The 13,566-nt window shown below is 72.8% G+C and carries 13 protein-coding genes; 11 read left to right on the top strand and 2 right to left on the bottom strand.

Features of this window, described 5'->3' with window-relative positions:
* Positions 1-131: 131 nt before the first annotated feature.
* The 4 genes from ACFW2G_RS03665 (at position 132) to ACFW2G_RS03650 (ending at position 3,017) form a co-directional block, all read left to right on the top strand.
* Positions 132-527: a cell division protein SepF gene (locus ACFW2G_RS03665; RefSeq protein ID WP_030031705.1), complete on the top strand. Its 396-nt coding sequence runs from the start codon at positions 132-134 to the stop codon at positions 525-527.
* Positions 528-594: 67 nt separating this feature from the next.
* The gene (locus tag ACFW2G_RS03660; RefSeq protein WP_384580265.1) at positions 595-2,019 is read left to right on the top strand and encodes an ATP-binding protein; all 1,425 of its coding nucleotides are present in this window, start codon (positions 595-597) and stop codon (positions 2,017-2,019) included.
* Positions 2,016-2,408 (top strand): nucleotide pyrophosphohydrolase, encoded by a 393-nt coding sequence (locus ACFW2G_RS03655; RefSeq protein ID WP_384446683.1) that lies wholly within the window; start codon positions 2,016-2,018, stop codon positions 2,406-2,408. The genes ACFW2G_RS03660 and ACFW2G_RS03655 overlap by 4 nt, the downstream gene beginning before the upstream one ends.
* 123 nt (positions 2,409-2,531) lie before the next feature.
* Complete coding sequence (locus ACFW2G_RS03650; RefSeq protein WP_037915147.1) at positions 2,532-3,017, top strand: DUF6099 family protein; 486 nt, start codon at positions 2,532-2,534, stop codon at positions 3,015-3,017.
* 77 nt (positions 3,018-3,094) lie between these two features.
* On the opposite strand, the gene ACFW2G_RS03645 is transcribed toward ACFW2G_RS03650, so the two are convergent.
* Positions 3,095-3,346, bottom strand: a complete 252-nt coding sequence (locus tag ACFW2G_RS03645; protein WP_384580267.1) for a hypothetical protein — start codon at positions 3,344-3,346, stop codon at positions 3,095-3,097.
* Positions 3,347-3,549: 203 nt separating this feature from the next.
* Between ACFW2G_RS03645 and ACFW2G_RS03640 the strand changes: the two genes are divergently transcribed.
* Entirely contained in the window at positions 3,550-4,473 is a 924-nt protein-coding gene (locus tag ACFW2G_RS03640) for an LLM class F420-dependent oxidoreductase (RefSeq protein ID WP_384446681.1), read from the top strand.
* A 15-nt stretch (positions 4,474-4,488) separates the two neighbouring features.
* A complete protein-coding gene (mmuM, locus tag ACFW2G_RS03635; RefSeq protein ID WP_384446679.1) occupies positions 4,489-5,403 on the top strand; it encodes a homocysteine S-methyltransferase in 915 nt (304 codons plus the stop codon).
* A 10-nt stretch (positions 5,404-5,413) separates the two neighbouring features.
* Here the strand turns inward: mmuM and ACFW2G_RS03630 are convergent, their stop codons facing one another.
* Positions 5,414-6,217, bottom strand: coding sequence for an excalibur calcium-binding domain-containing protein (locus tag ACFW2G_RS03630; protein ID WP_384446677.1), 804 nt, complete (start codon positions 6,215-6,217; stop codon positions 5,414-5,416).
* A 121-nt stretch (positions 6,218-6,338) separates the two neighbouring features.
* Here ACFW2G_RS03630 and ACFW2G_RS03625 point away from each other — a divergent pair, with 121 nt between their 5' ends.
* The 5 genes from ACFW2G_RS03625 to argF all read left to right on the top strand — a co-directional run bounded on the left by ACFW2G_RS03625 (position 6,339) and on the right by argF (position 13,508).
* Entirely contained in the window at positions 6,339-7,832 is a 1,494-nt protein-coding gene (locus ACFW2G_RS03625; RefSeq protein ID WP_384446675.1) for a 3' terminal RNA ribose 2'-O-methyltransferase Hen1, read from the top strand.
* Positions 7,829-10,387, top strand: a complete 2,559-nt coding sequence (locus ACFW2G_RS03620; RefSeq protein ID WP_384446673.1) for a polynucleotide kinase-phosphatase — start codon at positions 7,829-7,831, stop codon at positions 10,385-10,387. The genes ACFW2G_RS03625 and ACFW2G_RS03620 overlap by 4 nt, the downstream gene beginning before the upstream one ends.
* Positions 10,388-10,556: 169 nt before the next feature.
* Positions 10,557-11,069, top strand: coding sequence for a hypothetical protein (locus tag ACFW2G_RS03615; RefSeq protein WP_384580269.1), 513 nt, complete (start codon positions 10,557-10,559; stop codon positions 11,067-11,069).
* Positions 11,070-11,115: 46 nt separating this feature from the next.
* Entirely contained in the window at positions 11,116-12,342 is a 1,227-nt protein-coding gene (locus ACFW2G_RS03610) for an arginine deiminase (protein WP_037915166.1), read from the top strand.
* Positions 12,343-12,488: 146 nt separating this feature from the next.
* On the top strand, positions 12,489-13,508 hold the full coding sequence (gene argF / locus ACFW2G_RS03605) for an ornithine carbamoyltransferase (protein WP_384446668.1): 1,020 nt from the start codon (positions 12,489-12,491) through the stop codon (positions 13,506-13,508).
* Positions 13,509-13,566: the final 58 nt, after the last annotated feature.

Raw genomic sequence — 13,566 nt, 5'->3', positions numbered from 1 at the left:
GTTAGGTATGCCTAACCTAACTCATTTCACTTCCGGGGGCACCCGGCACGCTTCGTGTCGCTGTTGGGCTGAACGGGTGAAACGCGAGAGGATGGGGGGATGCACATGAAGCGCGCGGCCGAGGCGGCCCGGTGAGCAGGTACGACGTCACCGATGAACAGTGGGAGGGGCTCGCGCAGGTGGTACCGCTGCGCAGTCGTAACGAGTGGCCCTCCCGGGTGGACCACCGCACGATTCCCAAGTCGCCCGGGGCGGCCGCGGCGGAGCAGCGGCGCTTCGTGGTGATCAGAGTCCAGATCTTCGCGGACGCGCGGGAGGTCGCCGAGTACCTGATCGCGCAGATCCCGGTCCTGCTCGACCTCACCGGCGCGGACAGCGAAGTGGCCAAGCGGATCCTCGACTTCAGCAGTGGGGTGGTCTTCGGGCTGGGCAGCGGGATGCACCGGGTGGACCGGAACGTCTTCCTGCTCGCGCCCGTGGGGACCGAGGTTGAGGGGATCGCGGCCGCGGCCGTCCCCCGATCGTAGGAAGGTCCGTACGAAGTAACGGTTCGCCGGGGCCGCGGGGGGCCCGGCGACCCGTACCGTCCGGCGCATGGACGCCACCGCCGTCGCGTTGGGCGACACCCGTACCGATTCCCCCGCGACCGGACCGGTCGGCGGACCGCCGCCGTTCCCGGCCGCGCCCGCGCCCTCGCCGCCCGACGGGCGGGACGCCCCGGCGGCTCCCGTCCCCGGCGGTCCCGAGGCGGCGTGTTCCGGCGCCCCGGGACCCGGCCTCGCTGTCACGGCGACCGATCCCACGGTGGCGCCGCTTCCGGCCGACCCCGCTCCGGCTTCTCCGCAGGCGGCCCGCCGCGGCGGCGCCCGGCCCGCCGACGCGGCAAACCGGCCCCCGCATCTGCGTCCCGTCGTCACTGAGTTGCGGCTGTCCGCCTTCGGGCGGCACCGGGGCGCGGCCTTTCCGGTCGGGTCCGTCACCCTCTTCGCCGGCCCGAGCGGCAGCGGCAAGTCCCAGGTCCTGGCCGCCTACGAGGCGTTGGCCGGGCTCGGCGCGGGCGCCACCGTCGAGGAGGCATTCCCCGATCCCGCCGCCCGGATCCCCGAAGGGGCCCTCCCCGACGCCCAGCACCGGCGCGGGTTCCGCCTCGGGTGCACGGTCGACGGGCCCGCCGGTCCGGTCCGGCTCGACCTCGCCGTCCAGGCCGAACCCACCCTGCGGATCGTCGGGGAACGGCTCACGCAGGACGGGCAGATCCTGTTCGCCACCGCCCTGCGCGACCCCGGCCGGCGTTCGGTGCAGGCCGCCTGGCTGACCGGCGGCGCCGTCGGCGTCACCCGGGCCCCGCTGCCCGACGATCGCCTCGGCACCGCGCTGCTCCCGCTGCGGGTCGCGGGCTCCACGGCCGGCCAGCGGAAGGTGCTGACCGCCTCCGAGCAGGTGATCGTGGCCCTGCGCTCGGTGTTCGCCTGCGACCCCCGCCCGGAGCGGATGCGCGCGCCCGTCCCCCGGGGCGAGGGCCGGCTGCTGGGCGACTGCGCCAACCTGGCCGACGTACTGCGCCGTACCCGCCACGAGTGCGGTACCCGCCACGCCCTGCTGGCCGAGGCCGCCCGTACCGGCTGCGCGGGACCCGTCGCCGCCCTGGACGTGAGGGCTCCCGAAGGCGGCGCCGTCACCGCGGTGCTGGACCGCGGACCCGGCCGGCCCGCCACGGAACTGGCCCGGCTCGGCGCGGGCGAACTCCGCTTCCTGGCACTGGCGCTGGTCCTGCTCACCGGACCGGGCGTACTGGACATGGACCCGGCCGCCGAACTGCTCGCCGCGCAGCAGGCGCTGACCGTGCTGGCCGACGGCCTCGACCGCGACCTCGACGGCAGGCAGGGCGCCGAACTGCTGCGGCTGGCGCTGCTGTCCTGCGGCCGGGGCCACGTCCGGCTGGTGGCGGCCGTGGGGGAGGGGACCGCGGCCGCTGCCCGCCCCTTGCCGGGCGTATCGGTGGTAGACCTGTCGGCATGAACGAGACGCAGGAGTCCCGGCAGCCCGAACGGCCCCCCGCGGAACGGCTGGACCTGTTGCAGCGCAGGCTCGTGCAGTTCGCGGCGGCGCGCGGCTGGGAGCCGTACCACACGCCCAAGAACCTGGCGGTGGCGCTGAGTGTAGAGGCCTCCGAACTGGTCGAGATCTTCCAGTGGCTGACACCGGAGCAGTCGGCGAAGGTCATGGAGGAACCGGACTCCGCCCATCGCGTGGCCGATGAGGTCGCCGACGTGCTCGCGTATCTGCTGCAGTTCTGTGAGGTTCTCGGGGTGGATGTGCTGGATGCGCTCGCCGCGAAGATCGAGAGGAATGAACTGCGCTTCCCCGTAACGGGTGGTCCGACACCGAATCGTCACTCTTCGGAGTGATGGACTCTTCCACAATCACGATTCTGTCCACATTTTCCGAATACCCCTGGCTTTACCGGTCTGTTGCCCTCACTCTGGGTAGTGGTGAGGATGGCGGGATGTCGTGCGGACGGGGGACGGCACATGGATGCGGTACGGCTCATCGCGGCCGGCCGGCACGCGCTGGCACAGAGCGGGGCTGCGTGGGACATCGTGGGCGAGGCCTGGCAGGCCCAGGCGCTCGCACAGGGAATCGGGAGCTGGCTGGCGGTCACCGGGCCGCCTGAGCTGAGATCGGAGGCGCGGGGACTGGGGGAAGCAGGTGGCAGAGGATGCGGGGTACTGGACCGGGCGGCCCTGCGCGGCGAGGGCAGCGCGCCCGAGTACCCGCCGCGAGCCGCACAGCTGAGCGTGGTGGCGGATGTCCGCCAGGTGCTCCTCGGGCTCCAGGCACTCCTGGGCGAAGTGGGGATAGCCCTGGTGGGGGTGGCCTGCGGCACGGACGACGAGGCCCTGTACTGGCAGTGCATAGAGTCGATCGACGCGGCTGACGAGTCCAGCGACCGGGTGCGGGCCATCCTGCGCCGCATGACGGTGCGCGAGCGGGGGTCCGCCTCGGGCGTGGCCTGAGCCGGACACGGCCCGGCACGGGCGGTGGAGACAGCGGCACGGGCCGGGTCCCGCCGTGCGCGACGGGACCCGCACGGTCAGGAGGGCCGGTGGAACGGGCGCTCGCTCCCGGCGGTGCGGTCCGCGGAGGACTGCAGATCGGCGTCGAGCTGCGAGAGGTCGGCGTTCAGCGCGGCCATCAGCTCCTCCATCTGCTGCAGCAGGCCCCTCGGGGCGCCGCCGCTCTGCGCGGGCGCAGCCGACTCCTGCCGTGCGTCGTGTGCGCCGTGTGCGGCCTGTCCGGTCCAGCCGGTCTGTCGGGGGGTCTGCGGCACGGCCTCGTGGGACATGGCGGCCTCCTCGGCCCTGGCCCTTCTGAGGGGAAGGGGGCGGTGGACGCACCGGCGAGAAGCCGCCGGCGCGCGGGCCGGGCGGTCCGGCTCCGTCCGGGCAAACGATCCCGGTCCGGGCCGGTCACTGAGGGCGCAGGGCATCGACACGTCCGGTTGACGAAGATTCACCCTGGCGGGGCGGGAGGGGCAGGATGGAAGGTATGGATCTTCGCATTTTCACCGAGCCCCAGCAGGGCGCGAGCTACGACACCCTCCTGACCGTCGCCAAGGCCACCGAGGACCTCGGCTTCGATGCGTTCTTCCGCTCCGACCACTACCTGCGGATGGGAGCCGCCGACGGCCTGCCCGGCCCCACCGACGCCTGGATCACCCTCGCCGGGCTGGCCCGCGAGACCACAAGGATCCGTCTCGGCACCCTGATGACGGCCGGCACCTTCCGGCTGCCCGGCGTCCTGGCCATCCAGGTGGCCCAGGTCGACCAGATGTCCGGCGGCCGCATCGAGCTGGGCCTGGGCGCCGGCTGGTTCGAGGAGGAGCACAAGGCCTACGGCATTCCCTTCCCGGCGGACCGGATGTCCCGGCTGGAGGAACAGCTGGCCATCGTCACCGGGCTGTGGGCCACCGCGCCGGGCGCCACCTTCGACTACACGGGCGTCCACTACCGGGTGGAGAACTCGCCCGCGCTCCCCAAGCCCGCCCAGGACCGGATCCCGCTCCTCGTGGGTGGCCACGGGGCCAGGCGCACCCCGCGTCTCGCCGCGCGGTACGCCGACGAGTTCAACATGCCCTTCGCGTCGATCGCCGACAGCGAGCGGCAGTTCGGCCGGGTCAGGGAGGCCGCAGTGCAGGCCGGTCGGAAGCCCGACGACCTCGTCTACTCCAACGCCCTCGTGGTCTGCGTGGGCAAGGACGACGCCGAGGTGGCCCGCCGGGCCGCCGCCATCGGCCGCGACGTGGACGAGCTCAGGGCCAACGGCCTGGCCGGCTCCCCGGCCGAGGTCGTGGAGAAGATCGGCGCGTACGGCGCCGTCGGCTCCTCCCGCGTCTACCTCCAGCTGCTCGACCTCGACGACCTGGACCACCTGGAGCTGATCTCGGCCCGGGTGCTCCCCCAGCTCCACTAGCGGACGGGGAAAGCGATGCCCCGCGCGACGGGCCCGCTCGCCGAGGCCCTGGCCCACCGGACCGTCGTCCTGGACGGCGGGCTCAGCAACCAGCTCTCCGCTCAGGGCTGCGACCTGACCGGAGGTCTGTGGACCGGCCGCGTCCTCGACGAACGGCCGGTCCAGGTCGAGGCCGCCCACACGGCGTACGCCCGGGCCGGCGCCGAAGTGCTGATCACCGCCGGCTACCAGGTCGGCTACGAGGCCTTCGCCGCCCGGGGCCGCGACCGCGACGCCACCACGGCGCTGCTGCACCGCAGCGTCGTGCTCGCCGCCCGGGCGGCCGAGGCCGCCGACCACGACGTTTGGGTCGCCGCGTCGGTCGGCCCGTATGGAGCGGTGCTCGCGGACGGCTCGGAGTACCGCGGCCGGTACGGGCTGAGCGTGCGCGAGCTCGCCGCGTTCCACCGCCCCCGCATCGAGGCCCTGCTCGCCGCGGGCCCCGACGTGCTGGCCGTGGAGACCCTCCCCGACCCGGACGAGGCCGAGGCCGTGCTCACCGTCCTCGCCGAGACCGGCGCCCCGGCGTGGCTGAGCTACACCGTGGCGGGCGGCCGCACTCGGTCCGGGCACCCGCTGCCCGAAGCCTTCGCGCTCGCCGCGCGGGCCCCCCAGGTCATCGCCCTCGGGGTCAACTGCTGCGACCCCGCGGAGGTCCTCCCCGCCCTGGAGGCGGCCGCCGCCGTCACCGCCAAGCCGCTGCTGGCCTACCCCAACGACGGCTCCGTCTGGGAGGCGGCCACCGGCACCTGGCGGGCGCCGGAAGCCATGCCCCCCTGGCCGACGGACGCCTGGCGCCGTACCGGGGCCCGGCTGATCGGCGGCTGCTGCCGCATCGGGCCCGACCGCATCGCGGAACTGGCCCGGCAGGGCGGGCGGTCGGGCAGGTGACGGCGACTGCTCAGCTTTCGCAGCCGACGCCGTCGCCGTCGCGATCGAGGTGGCGGCCGTAGCCGGGCTCGCCGCGGTGGATGGGGGCCGCGCCCGCCGCTCTGACGGCAGCGCAGTTCCGGTACGAGATGCTCCCGCCGCCGCTGCTGCCCGTCCCGTCGTCCGGTGCCGGGGCGCTCGTCGGAGCGGCCGTCCGGGCGGGCGCGGGGGCGGGCGGCGCGGGGGCGACGGGCTCCGGTCGCAGGTTCGTTCCGGGTGTCGCGGGGCAGCCGGTGCCCGGCGCCGCCAGGTGCACGACCGGAGCGGCGCTCTGCGGCACGAGCGCGGCGCCTGCCGCCACGTCCTGGAAGCAGACGAGCCAACTCCCGTGATCGGTAGGGAGGGTGATGTCGTCGTAGGCGCTCAGGGCCTTGAGTTCGCCGCCGGTCAGATCCGCCACCGCCTTCTCCGCCTGCGCATAGGGCCATCCGACGGCGGAGGGCATCTGCGGTGCGGCGCTCGGCGTGGGTGTCGGCGCCGGCGTCGGGCTACTGCTCGGGGCGGAAGGGGCGGAGGCCGCCGCAGCGGCTTGGGGTGCGGCCTCGGTCCCGGTCTGCTTCGGCGGGTCCGGCAACAGCGGTATCAGGAACCAGACGCCGGACAGCACGGTGGCGAGGATCTTCTGCGACCGCTTCCACTGGCTCGTCCAGGCGAGCGCGATCCCCGCGGGCGGCAGCAGGACGAGCGCCGTGATGACCGTCGCGGGATGCTGCCACCAGCGCCGCGGGGGCCTGTGCGGGGGTGGGGAGGCGTAGGTGTGCGGTGCCGGGTACATGGCGCTCCTGGAGGCTGAACACGGTGCGGAGCGCGGAGCCTACCGAGAAGGTTGAAGATCGTACTTGTTTTCGCTCGAAATCCGTTGGCCCGAGGGCGGACCGACAGTCATGCTGAAGCGCATGTTCCTTACGATCACCACCACCGGGACCGCCGACAACCCGGCGACTGACCTGGGCTTTCTCCTGCACAAGCACCCGGATCGGGTGCGCGTGGAGAACCAGTCCCACGGCACCGCCCACGTCTTCTACCCGGAGGCCACGGCCCAGCGGTGTACGGCGGCCCTGCTGTTGGAGGTGGACCCCGTCGCGCTCGTCCGCCGCGGGAAGGGCAAGGGCCGGGGCGGGGCGCCTGACGCCGCGCTCGCCCAGTACGTCAACGACCGTCCGTACGCGGCCTCCTCGCTGCTCGCCGTCGCGCTCGGCGGGGTGTTCCGCACCGCCCTGAAGGGGCAGTGCGTCCTGCGCCCGGACCTCCCGGACCGGGTGCGCCCGCTGCGCATCGAGATCCCCGTGCTCCCCGCGCGCGGCGGCGCCGCGATGGTGCACCGGCTGTTCGACCCGCTCGGCTGGGACCTCGTACAGGCCGACGCCGTCCCGCTCGACGAGCAGTTCCCCGAGTGGGGGGAATCCCGCTACGTACGTCTCGTGCTGGAGGGCGAGCTGCGGCTTGCCGACGCCCTGCGGCAGCTCTATGTGCTCCTGCCGGTCCTCGACGATGCCAAGCACTACTGGATCGCCGCCGACGAGGTCGACAAACTGCTGCGCGCCGGGGACGGCTGGCTCGCGGCGCACCCCGAGAACGCGCTGATCAGCTCCCGCTACCTGGCCCGCCACAAGCGGCTGACCCAGGACGCCGTCGAGCGCCTGGAACTGCTCCGACTCGCCGAGTCCGACGGCAGCGAGGTCGAGGAGATCGACAACGCCGTCGACGAGACGCGCGACACGCAGGAGCGGCCCGTACCGCTCGCCGTGCGCCGCCGCGAGGCCGTCCTCGCCGCCCTGCGCGCCGCCGGAGCCCAGCGCGTGCTGGACCTCGGCTGTGGACAGGGGCAGTTGGTGCAGGCGCTGCTGGGGGACCCGGCGTACACCGAGATCGTGGGCATGGACGTCTCCGTGCGAGCCCTGACCATCGCCGCCCGGCGGCTGCGGCTGGAGCGGATGGGCGAGCGGCAGAGGTCGCGCGTCACGCTGCTCCAGGGCTCGCTCGCCTACACCGACAAGCGGCTGGCCGGCTACGACGCGGCCGTGCTGAGCGAGGTCATCGAACACCTGGACCTGGAGCGGCTGCCGGCGCTGGAGTACGCGGTGTTCGGCTCGGCCCGGCCCCGCACGGTCCTGGTCACCACCCCCAACGTCGAGTACAACGTCCGCTGGGAGACGCTGCCGGCCGGACACGTTCGGCACGGCGACCACCGTTTCGAGTGGACCCGCGAGGAGTTCCGCGCCTGGGCCGGCCAGGTCGCGGAGCGCTTCGGCTACACCGTCACCTACGTCCCCGTGGGCGACGACGACCCCGAGGTCGGGCCGCCGACGCAGATGGCCGTCTTCACCCGGGATACGGCCGGCGACACCGCAGCCACCAACGACTCCCCGAAGGAGGGCGAGGCAGCATGACCACCACCGCAACCCACCGCAGACTTCCCGTCACCGACCTGTCTCTCGTCGTCCTGATCGGGGCCACCGGGTCGGGCAAGTCCACGTTCGCCCGCAAGCACTTCAAGTCCACCGAGGTCATCTCCTCGGACTACTGTCGGGGTCTGGTCCGCGACGACGAGAACGACCAGAGCGCGAGCCGGGACGCCTTCGACGTCCTGCACTACATCGCCGGCAAGCGCCTGGCCGCCGGCCGGCTGACCGTCGTCGACGCGACCAGCGTCCAGGCGGACGCCCGCCGGCAGTTGGTCGCGCTCGCCCGCGAGCACGACGTGCTGCCCATCGCCATCGTCCTGGACATGCCCGAAGAGGTCTGCGCCACGCGCAACGCTGCCCGTCCCGACCGGGCCGGCCTGCCCCGCGCGGTCATCCAGAGGCACCGCCGCGACCTGCGCCGCTCCCTGCGCGGCCTGGAGCGCGAGGGTTTCCGCAAGGTGCACGTGCTGCGCTCCGTCGAGGAGGCGGAGACCGCCGAGGTCGTCCTGGAGAAGCGCTACAACGACCTCACCCACCTCTCCGGTCCCTTCGACATCGTCGGTGACATCCACGGATGCTCCTCCGAGCTGGAGACCCTGCTCGCCCAGCTCGGCTACGAGGACGGCGTCCACCCCGAGGGCCGCACGGCCGTTTTCGTCGGCGACCTCGTCGACCGCGGCCCCGACAGCCCGGGCGTCCTGCGCCGCGTGATGGGCATGGTCGCGTCCGGCAACGCCCTGTGCGTGCCGGGGAACCACGAGAACAAGCTCGGCCGGTACCTCAAGGGCTCCAAGGTCCAGCAGACCCACGGCCTCGCCGAGACCGTCGAGCAGCTCTCCCACGAGCCGCCGGAATTCGTCGAGGAGGTACGGGCCTTCCTCCGCGGCCTCGTCAGCCACTACGTCCTCGACGGCGGGAGGCTGGTGGTCTGTCACGCCGGCCTGCCCGAGAAATACCACGGCCGTACCTCCGGCCGGGTCCGCTCGCACGCCCTGTACGGGGAGACCACCGGCGAGACGGACGAGTTCGGGCTGCCCGTGCGCTACCCGTGGGCCGAGGACTACCGCGGCAAGGCGGCCGTCGTCTACGGCCACACACCGGTCCCGAACACCGCCTGGATCAACAACACCATCTGCCTCGACACCGGCGCCGTCTTCGGCGGCCGGATGACCGCCCTGCGCTGGCCCGAGCGTGAACTGGTCGACGTGCCGGCCGAAAAGGTCTGGTACGAGCCGGTCAGGCCGCTCGTCACCGACGTGCCCGGCGGCCATGACGGCCGCCCCGTCGACCTGGCCGACGTCCACGGCCGCCGTGTCGTCGAGACCCGGCACCTGGGCAACGTGGGCGTCCGTGAGGAGAACGCGGCCGCGGCCCTGGAGGTCATGAGCCGCTTCGCGGTGGACCCGCGGCTGGCCCCGTACCTGCCGCCCACCATGGCGCCGACCGCCACATCCCGTGAGGACGGCTACCTGGAGCACCCGGCGGAGGCCTTCGCCCAGTACCGCAAGGACGGCATCGCCCGGGTGGTGTGCGAGGAGAAGCACATGGGCTCCCGCGCCACCGTCCTGGTCTGCAAGGACGCCGGTGCCGCCCGCGAGCGGTTCGGTGTGGACGGCCCGACCGGATCCGTCTACACGCGCACCGGACGGCCCTTCTTCCACGACTCCGAGGTCACCGAGGAGGTCCTCGCACGGCTGCGCGCGGCGGTCACCGGCGCCGGGCTGTGGGAGGAGCTGGGCACCGACTGGCTGCTGCTCGACGGGGAACTCCTGCCCTGGTCGCTGAAGTCGGGTGGCCTGCTGCGCAGCCAGTACGCCGCTGTGGGCGCGGCCTCGCGCTCGGTCTTCCCGGACGTCCTCGGCGCACTGCAGGCGGCCGCTGCCCGAGGCGTTGACACCGGCGGCCTGCTGGAGCGCCAGCGCGGCCGGGCCGAGGACGCGGCGGCCTTCACCGACGCCTACCGCCGCTACTGCTGGAGCACCGACGGGCTGGAGGGCGTGCGGTTCGCACCGTTCCAGGTGCTGGCCTCGGCCGGGCGGTCGCTGGCCGCCGTACCGCACGACCGGCAGCTGGCGTGGCTGGACCGGCTGGTCGAGTCCGACGACCCGGGCACGCCGGGCGGCACCGGCCTGCTGCGCCGCACCGGCCGGATCGTGGTGGACACCGGGGACGAGGACTCCGTACGGGCCGGCACCGACTGGTGGCTGGAGCTGACGGCCGCCGGCGGCGAGGGCATGGTCGTCAAGCCGCTCCAGGCCTACGCCAGGGACGGCCGGGGCCGGCTGGTCCAGCCCGGGGTCAAGGTCCGCGGACGGGAGTACCTGCGGATCATCTACGGCCCGGAGTACACGCGCCCGCAGCAGCTGGAGCGCCTGCGGGAGCGGTTCCTCGGGCACAAGCGCTCGCTCGCGCTGCGGGAGTACGCGCTGGGACTGGAGGCACTGGACCGGCTGGCGGCCGAGGAGCCGCTCTGGCGGGTCCACGAGCCGGTCTTCGCGGTCCTCGCCCTGGAGTCGGAGCCGGTCGACCCGCGGCTGTGACGGCGCCGGCGGCCGCCCGCGGCCGCCGGCGTAAAGGCGGAGCCCCCGTAGGGCCCCGAATTAGGTCGTATGGGGGAACTTTCGCGGAGAACGCCGGGAAAACCACCGGCGGGATCGTTCATCCAGGGCAGCGGAATGACCGCGACCCTGGAAGGACGGAACGTCACCTATGAAGATGACCGCGCGCGGAAGCATTGCGGCGCTCTTGACCTGTATGGCCGCGGCCGGCGTGGCCACCCCGGCGGCGGCGGACGGGGTGCCGGTGGGTGTGCCGCTCGAAGGTGTGGAGAGCACGACGGGCCTGGACGTGCCGCGGATCGCGACCGCGGTGCCGCTGCCGGTCGTCGGAGCGCCCGAAGCCCCTCGCATGCACAAGGGCGACATGCTTCCCACGCCGCTGCTCCCGGCGGTCCCGATCGCCACCGAGCTCGGCGGGACGTTGGTCACCTCCCCGCTGCCCAACCTGGCGGGCCGGCCGGAGACGGACGGCGAGGGCTCCTTGGAGTCGCCCGCCACCACCGTGCGCACCCGCACCCCGGGCGCGGTCGTCGGATCCCCGCTCACGATGCCCGACGGGTCCAACTTCGGTCTGCCGAACCTGACCACGCCCAAGCTGGGTCTGCTCACGCCGGAGATCACGGGAGCGCCGGAGGCGCTTCTCGGTGTCGCCGGGCCCCGCTGAGCCGAGGCCACCGCAAAAGGCCGCCCGGTCTGCGAACGTGTACGGCATGGGATTCCACGTCGACTCCGAGACCGGGCGGCTTCGCCGCGTCATCCTCCACCGGCCCGACCTGGAGCTGAAGCGGCTCACGCCGAGCAACAAGGACGCGCTCCTCTTCGACGACGTGCTGTGGGTGCGCAGGGCGCGCCAGGAGCACGACGGCTTCGCGGACGTGCTGCGGGACCGGGGCGTGGAGGTCCACCTCTTCGGGGACCTGCTGTGCGAGGTCCTGGGCGTCCCCGAGGCCCGGCGCCTGGTCCTCGACCGGGTGTTCGACGAGAAGGAGTACGGGCCGCTCGCCACCGACCACCTGCGGTCGGCGTTCGACGGTCTGGCCTCGGCGGAGCTGGCGCAGGCGCTGGTCGGTGGGATGACCAAGCGGGAGTTCCTGGAACGGCACGCCGAGCCGGTGTCGGTGCGCTTCCACGCCCTGGACCTGGACGATTTCCTGCTCGGGCCGCTGCCCAACCACCTCTTCACCCGCGACACCTCCGCCTGGATCTACGACGGGGTCTCGATCAACGCGATGCGCTGGCCCGCCCGGCAGCGCGAGACCGTCCACTTCGAGGCGATCTACCGGCATCACCCGCTTTTCACCAGCTCCGGCGCCTTCCACTATTGGTCCCAGGGGCAGGCGGACTACCCCTCGACGATCGAGGGCGGGGACGTCCTGGTCATCGGCAACGGAGCGGTGCTGATCGGCATGAGCGAGCGGACCACGCCGCAGGCGGTGGAGATGCTCGCGCGGGGCCTGTTCGCCGCAGGGTCGGCGAGGTGCATCGTGGCCCTCGACATGCCGAAGCATCGGGCCTTCATGCACCTGGACACCGTGATGACGATGGTCGACGGAGATACGTTCACTCAGTACGCGGGGCTCGGCATGCTCCCCTCGTACACGATCGAGCCCGGTGACGGGGGCAGCGAGCTGAAGGTGACCGACCACCCCGCCGAGCACATGCACCGGGCCATCGCGGCCGCGCTCTCGCTCGACTCGATCCGGGTGCTGACCGCCACGCAGGACGTGCACTCGGCGCAGCGCGAGCAGTGGGACGACGGGTGCAACGTGCTCGCCGTGGAGCCGGGTGTGGTCGTCGCCTACGAGCGGAACGTGACCACCAACACGCACCTGCGCAAGCAGGGCATCGAGGTGATCGAGATCCCGGGCAGCGAGCTGGGGCGGGGTCGCGGTGGACCGCGCTGCATGAGTTGTCCCGTGGAGCGAGACGCCGTCTGAGCGGCGGGGCCGGTTGCGGGCCGGTTGCGGGGCCGGGGCGGATCGGGGGCGGATCCGGGAGAGGTCACACCGCCATTCTGTATATGAATGCAGTGGGTCGTATAGACTTCCAGCATCCCCTGTTACCGTGACGCTGGAGCGACCTCATGGCCCCCGACCTCAAAGGCCGCAGTTTTCTCAAGGAGCTGGACTTCACGGCCGCCGAGTTCCGCGGCCTGATCGAGCTCGCCGCCGATCTGAAGGCGGCCAAGAAGGCCGGCGTCGAGCAGCGCCTCCTGCGGGGCAGGAACATCGCCCTGATCTTCGAGAAGACATCGACGCGCACCCGCTGCGCCTTCGAGGTCGCCGCCGCGGACCAGGGAGCCCACACCGTCTACCTCGACCCGGCCGGCTCCCAGATGGGGCACAAGGAGTCGGTCCGGGACACCGCGCGGGTCCTCGGCCGGATGTTCGACGGGATCGAGTACCGGGGCGACAGTCAGGAGGCCGTCGAGGAGCTCGCCACGCACTCCGGCGTGCCGGTCTTCAACGGCCTCACCGACGACTGGCACCCCACCCAGATGCTGGCCGACCTGCTGACGATGACCGAGCACAGCGTCAAGCCCCTGGACCGGATCGCCTTCGCGTACCTCGGCGACGCCCGCTTCAACATGGGCAACTCGTACCTCGTGACGGGCGCCCTGCTCGGCATGGACGTACGGATCGTCGCGCCCCGGAGCTACTGGCCCGCCGAGCCCGTGGTGGCCGCGGCGCGCAGGCTCGCGGCGGACAGCGGTGCGCGGATCACCCTGACCGAGCAGGTCGCCGAGGGTGTCGCCCAGGTCGACTTCGTGGTCACGGACGTGTGGGTGTCCATGGGGGAGCCCAAGGAGGTCTGGGATGAGCGGATCGAGGCCCTGTCCCCGTACGCCGTCACCATGGACGTCCTGCGGGCCACCGGGAACCCGGACGTGAAGTTCATGCACTGCCTGCCGGCCTTCCACGACCTGGGCACCAAGGTGGCCCGGGAGATCCACCAGCGACACGGGCTCGACTCGCTGGAGGTGACGGACGAGGTGTTCGAGTCGGAGCACTCCGTGGTCTTCGACGAGGCCGAGAACCGGCTGCACACCATCAAGGCGGTCCTCGTCGCCACCCTCGGCCGCCCGGGCCCGGGTGACGCATAGTCATACGCGGCGCGTCGGGTGCCGGGGCCGGGCGGGCGGCGACCCTCGGGCGAGCCCC

The organism is Streptomyces sp. NPDC058880 (assembly GCF_042742535.1).
GTDB lineage: Bacteria > Actinomycetota > Actinomycetes > Streptomycetales > Streptomycetaceae > Streptomyces.
This window is presented reverse-complemented; position numbering and strand designations above follow the sequence as displayed.

Bases quoted from the DNA above. Each gene is read 5' to 3' on its own strand.
- ACFW2G_RS03660 (WP_384580265.1), top strand. From the start codon at position 595: ATGGACGCCACCGCCGTCGCGTTGGGCGACACCCGTACCGATTCCCCC.
- ACFW2G_RS03655 (WP_384446683.1), top strand. From the start codon at position 2,016: ATGAACGAGACGCAGGAGTCCCGGCAGCCCGAACGGCCCCCCGCGGAA.
- ACFW2G_RS03650 (WP_037915147.1), top strand. From the start codon at position 2,532: ATGGATGCGGTACGGCTCATCGCGGCCGGCCGGCACGCGCTGGCACAG.
- ACFW2G_RS03645 (WP_384580267.1), bottom strand. From the start codon at position 3,346: ATGTCCCACGAGGCCGTGCCGCAGACCCCCCGACAGACCGGCTGGACC.
- ACFW2G_RS03640 (WP_384446681.1), top strand. From the start codon at position 3,550: ATGGATCTTCGCATTTTCACCGAGCCCCAGCAGGGCGCGAGCTACGAC.
- mmuM (WP_384446679.1), top strand. From the start codon at position 4,489: ATGCCCCGCGCGACGGGCCCGCTCGCCGAGGCCCTGGCCCACCGGACC.
- ACFW2G_RS03630 (WP_384446677.1), bottom strand. From the start codon at position 6,217: ATGTACCCGGCACCGCACACCTACGCCTCCCCACCCCCGCACAGGCCC.
- ACFW2G_RS03625 (WP_384446675.1), top strand. From the start codon at position 6,339: ATGTTCCTTACGATCACCACCACCGGGACCGCCGACAACCCGGCGACT.
- ACFW2G_RS03620 (WP_384446673.1), top strand. From the start codon at position 7,829: ATGACCACCACCGCAACCCACCGCAGACTTCCCGTCACCGACCTGTCT.
- ACFW2G_RS03615 (WP_384580269.1), top strand. From the start codon at position 10,557: ATGAAGATGACCGCGCGCGGAAGCATTGCGGCGCTCTTGACCTGTATG.
- ACFW2G_RS03610 (WP_037915166.1), top strand. From the start codon at position 11,116: ATGGGATTCCACGTCGACTCCGAGACCGGGCGGCTTCGCCGCGTCATC.
- argF (WP_384446668.1), top strand. From the start codon at position 12,489: ATGGCCCCCGACCTCAAAGGCCGCAGTTTTCTCAAGGAGCTGGACTTC.